Origin of the sequence: Faecalibacterium sp. An192 (assembly GCF_002160175.1) — a bacterium.
In the GTDB taxonomy this organism is placed as follows: Bacteria; Bacillota; Clostridia; order Oscillospirales; family Ruminococcaceae; genus Faecalibacterium.
Genome location: NZ_NFKB01000099.1, coordinates 1 through 4,257, shown reverse-complemented (window position 1 = coordinate 4,257; position 4,257 = coordinate 1). Strand labels below are relative to the sequence as shown.

At 54.1% G+C, this 4,257-nt stretch carries 4 protein-coding genes; all 4 read right to left on the bottom strand.

The window, feature by feature from the left end; all coding sequences use genetic code 11:
* Nucleotides 1–243 precede the first annotated feature (243 nt).
* The 4 genes from B5F27_RS17050 to B5F27_RS15785 all read right to left on the bottom strand — a co-directional run bounded on the left by B5F27_RS17050 (nt 244) and on the right by B5F27_RS15785 (nt 3,796).
* Nucleotides 244–966 carry a hypothetical protein gene (locus B5F27_RS17050; RefSeq protein ID WP_087369011.1) on the bottom strand — a complete coding sequence of 241 codons (723 nt, stop codon included), beginning with the start codon at nt 964–966 and terminating at the stop codon, nt 244–246.
* 59 nt (nt 967–1,025) lie between these two features.
* Nucleotides 1,026–1,652 carry a hypothetical protein gene (locus B5F27_RS15795; protein ID WP_087369010.1) on the bottom strand — a complete coding sequence of 209 codons (627 nt, stop codon included), beginning with the start codon at nt 1,650–1,652 and terminating at the stop codon, nt 1,026–1,028.
* Between the two features lie 454 nt (nt 1,653–2,106).
* Nucleotides 2,107–2,982 carry a GNAT family N-acetyltransferase gene (locus B5F27_RS16870; protein ID WP_158098274.1) on the bottom strand — a complete coding sequence of 292 codons (876 nt, stop codon included), beginning with the start codon at nt 2,980–2,982 and terminating at the stop codon, nt 2,107–2,109.
* The gene (locus tag B5F27_RS15785; RefSeq protein WP_087246048.1) at nt 2,969–3,796 is read right to left on the bottom strand and encodes an MYG1 family protein; all 828 of its coding nucleotides are present in this window, start codon (nt 3,794–3,796) and stop codon (nt 2,969–2,971) included. Before B5F27_RS15785 ends, B5F27_RS16870 begins: the two co-directional genes overlap by 14 nt.
* Nucleotides 3,797–4,257: the final 461 nt, after the last annotated feature.

Here is a 4,257-nt window from a genome sequence, read left to right as displayed (position 1 = left end):
AATGCGAGGGCCAGCTCGTGAGAGCCGGCCCTCGCAGAGGGACCCTATCTTTCGTGACGCAAAAGTTCTTTTGTTTTGGTGCGATCAACAACAGAAGGAATAGTGGTTAGTTATTCCCCTTTGTCGTCACATCGGATGGGTGTATACCCGGGCGGTCAGGCGGTCTCACACCCAACGCCCCTTATATCACTCCCGGCCATGGTGCTGCCGGGGTGTTATAAGTAAATGTAGGATTAGAAACTCTTACAGCTTCTTTTCAGCGATAGTCTGGTTGAGAACAACTGCAACATAGTGATCAACCACACCATTGGTATTCTCAACAGCAACCATGCTGACATTGCCGTCATAGCTGTAGCTGTAGTACTCCTTGCCAGTAGTCACAGTCAGCTTGCCATCAGTGGTATCAGAGTTCTTGGACAGAGTGCCAATAAACTCATCCACATCATTAGCAAAAGTGTTCAGGACAGACTCCTCAGTGGGATAAGCGGTGCCCTCATACTTGAGAACACCATACATGGTATAAGTCTTACCATCTTCATCGCCAACTTTTTCATTGGTAGCATAATCAGTTGCATACACAACACTGCTACCCAACAGGCCGCCAAGGCCCTGAACGTTGGTTACTTCCACAACACGATTTGCACGGTACCAAGCCTGATCCGGCTTTTCAACTTTCAGACCAGTCATATTGGTGATAGCCGCGGCCAGCTTAGTGTCATTAGCCGAAACACCCAGCTTTTCAGCAGCTCTCTTCAGGGCAGAATCCAGATCAGAATCTGCAGTGAAAGTGATCTTAACATCATTGGCAACGCTCTGGCCCTTATTGACCGCATCAACAATAGAGCTGGTCACAACTTCGGTATTGCCATTGCCGCCATTGGAGCTGCTACCATTGTTGCAGCCAGCCAGCATACTGACGGCCATAACGCCAGCCAGTGCCAGAGAAGCGATCTTCTTGAGTTTCATAATGATTTTTTCCTCCTTATGAGTATAAAAGATGGACTTGAAGTCAGTAATCAGATACCTTACTCAGCCTTCACAGTCTTCTCGTTAGCAGTCTGGGTAATGGTGTAAACAACATGGTAAACAGTAGTACCGGCAACCTGCTCAGTCACAACCATAGCAACCTCACCAGTATAGCTAAACTCATAATATTTATCGCCGTCTTTTTTACCTTCCTTGGTATTCTGAGCCAGTTCAGCAACTTTCTCGTCCATATCGCGAGCAGCAGCATTCACAGCATCAGCCTCAGTCCAGTAATTTTCGCTTTCATAATCCTTGCCATACCAAGCAGTCTTGGTCATACCATTGGCCAGCTTAGAGTTCTGAGTGCTCTTATCAGCAAGAACTTCACTGGTTTTACCAGTCAGCTTCTCCAGAGCGTCCTCGATATCAGTCCACTTTGCATTTTCACCCTCCTGCTTTACAGCCTTAGCAACTTTAGCCTCGAGTGCAGAGCTAGCAGTGAAAGTAACCTTGACCTTATTGTCTGCGTCCTGACCGTTGTTGAAAGCAGTAGCGATCGAAGAAGAGCCGGGAGTAACAACAACGGAACCGTTTTCATTGTTCTCGGTCTTGCCAGAGCAGCCTGCCAGCATGCTGACGGCCATGATGCCAGCCAGTGCCAGAGAAGCAATCTTCTTGAGTTTCATGGTGAATTTTTCCTCCTTATGGTGTATAAAAGATAGAGACCCAAAACAGGTTCAAAGGAAGGTCCTTTCCTTTGTGTGCCTATAATAACATACCCCCCCCGGTGTCAAGACCCGATTTCAAATTTTTTCCTTTTTGCTTTATTTTTTATAGTTTGGGAAGGTCCATCTTGGATACAAACCGTTTTGAGGCGGGAGGCGTGGAGGAATTTTCACTGGGTTGGTCCGGGGTTTCCTTTGCAGTTTTCTCAGATGTTTCACTGTTTTCTCTCCGGCCGCTGCCGGGTGTTTATACTTTTCGGTCGAAAAACAGATTGCCGTCCAGAGCCCCGGCGGTCTGAATTTTCCAGTGCCATCCTCGAAATTCAGGGCACCACAAAAGGAGAGCCCGCATAGCTGAGGGAAACAAAAAAGCGCCTGCACACAACATGCAGACGCTTTTTATTGGAAAATTCATTTATTTCCCCCGCCGGGAAGAGGCGGGGTGATTGTATTTGTCCAGGACCTGTTCCACCTCGGCGGGGTCCAGCTGGAGGCGCACCGGTTCCGGGGCGCTGTTGCCCTTGCGCAGGGGCAGCCACCAGGTGGACAGGCCCACCCAATGGCCAAACTTATAGGCGGTGTGCTTGTTTCGGCCCACACAGACAAAGCCGAACTTCTCATGGAACCGCTCGCTGGCGGGGTTGGGGTCGGCCAGCAGGGCGTAAACATTCCAGTAGCCCTGGAGTTTGAGCAGCTCCAGCAGAGCGCCGTACAGAGCCGCCCCCACCCCCGCCGAACAGGCGTCGGGGGCACAGTAGATGGTGCTCTCCACGTCCCAGGCAAAGGCCTCCCGAGGGTGATAGCGGTGGGCGCAGGCATAGCCCAGCAGATGGCCGGACCCGTCCCGGGCCAAAATCAGGGGCGCCCGGGCCAGGGTATCCTCCACCCAGGCCTCATATTCAGGCAGGGTGGACGGGGTGATCTGCAGGGTGGCGATCCGGTTGCAGACGTACCAGTTGTAGATTTCCAGAATCTCCGCTGCGTCGTCCCGGGTCGCCATGGACAGCCGTGGACGGGCGTTTTCGGCCCAGGCGGCGCAGAGAGCCTCTTTTTCCGCCTTGGTCAGCTTTTTCAGGGCAGCTTCCCGCCGCAGGGCCTCCGATTTATCGGCGCACCGCTCCAGATATGCCATGCTCTCTGCCCCAAAGGCACGGGTTGCCCTGGCTCCCTGGCCGGTTTTATGGGCATGAAGCCGGGCGGCGGGGTCATTGGTCCAGCCGGTGTACAGCTGTCCGCCCTCGCATCGGACCATATAGACGTATGCGGGGGCCAGCGCCTCACGCGCGGCCATTGTTCTTCAGGACCAGACGGCAGGCCGCCACAGCGGTCTGCTTGTCTTTGGCGGTAATCAGGAACCGGCTGGCATGGCAGAAGCTGATACCGTCCAGGCCGCTGCGGGCCTCAATCACATCCTGGGTCTGGCCGGCCCAGGAGGCGGGGAAGGGCAGTTTGGGCTTTTTGGTGCGGTGGTCGGTGACGCACTGGGCGCTCCAGCCGCCCCGCTGGCTGGGGTAGACCACAAACAGAGCGTCGGTCTTATACAGGCCGTTCTTCCAGGGCAGGTAGCAGGGCAGCACCACGATGCCGTCCTTGGAGGCGGCATAGGCGGCCCGGACCTTTTCGTCGGCCCGGTTGACGGCGTTGGCGGACTCGATCTGACGGGTCAAAATCTGTTTGGCCACCGCCACCGCCTCAAAGAACCGGTCATCCGAGCTGTCGGGGGAGTCCCAGGTGGGGTTAAAGAAGCCGATGGCGTCGCAGAGGCTGTTCTGTTCGCCGGTATTATCGTTGAGGTCGAGGGGCTGAATGAAATTCTCATCGATGAGGCGGGCCTGACGCTCACCCACCAGGCCGGGGCCCAGCATCCGCCACAGCAGGCCGAATGCCGCATAGGGCACGCCGTTGGCCCGGGTTTCCCGGGGTTCGCGGTGATGGTCAAACATACCGTCTCCGATATCGTAGACGATGCCGTCAAAGCCATCCGGCACCACAAAGCCCCGTGTTACCTTGATATCGGGGCGCAGAATCTGCAAAAGAGCGGTGGCAAACACATCATCGGCATGGAATTTGCCGGCATGAGTGAAACCGCGGGCTGGAATTTTCATAGGAGCACCTCTTGATCTCTGAAGCTGTTTTCGTATCAGTATACCACACTTTCCCGCCTTCCGCACCCGCTTTCTCCGCTTTTTTGAAAAAAAGCTTGGCAAAAAACTTTAATGGGTACCATACCGTTTCCGGGTCTCCGGCAGTTCCGCGGGGCCGTTACGCTCAGGCTCGTTCCCGGCGTTTGTGCCTGCGGCACGGTACGATGCAAACTGCCTCATAGCCTGATTTTCTGACCCGCAAAAAAGCTCCATCTTGCGGTGCCCTGAATTTTCAAGCATGATGCTTGAAAATTCAGACCGCGGCGCAAAAGGCTGAAACACAGGGTTCATTCTATACACCAGATAGTTCCTATATAACAAACAATGCGAGGGCCAGCTCGTGAGAGCCGGCCCTCGCAGAGGGACCCTATCTTTCGTGACGCAAAAGTTCTTTTGTTTTGGTGCGATCAACAACAGAAGGA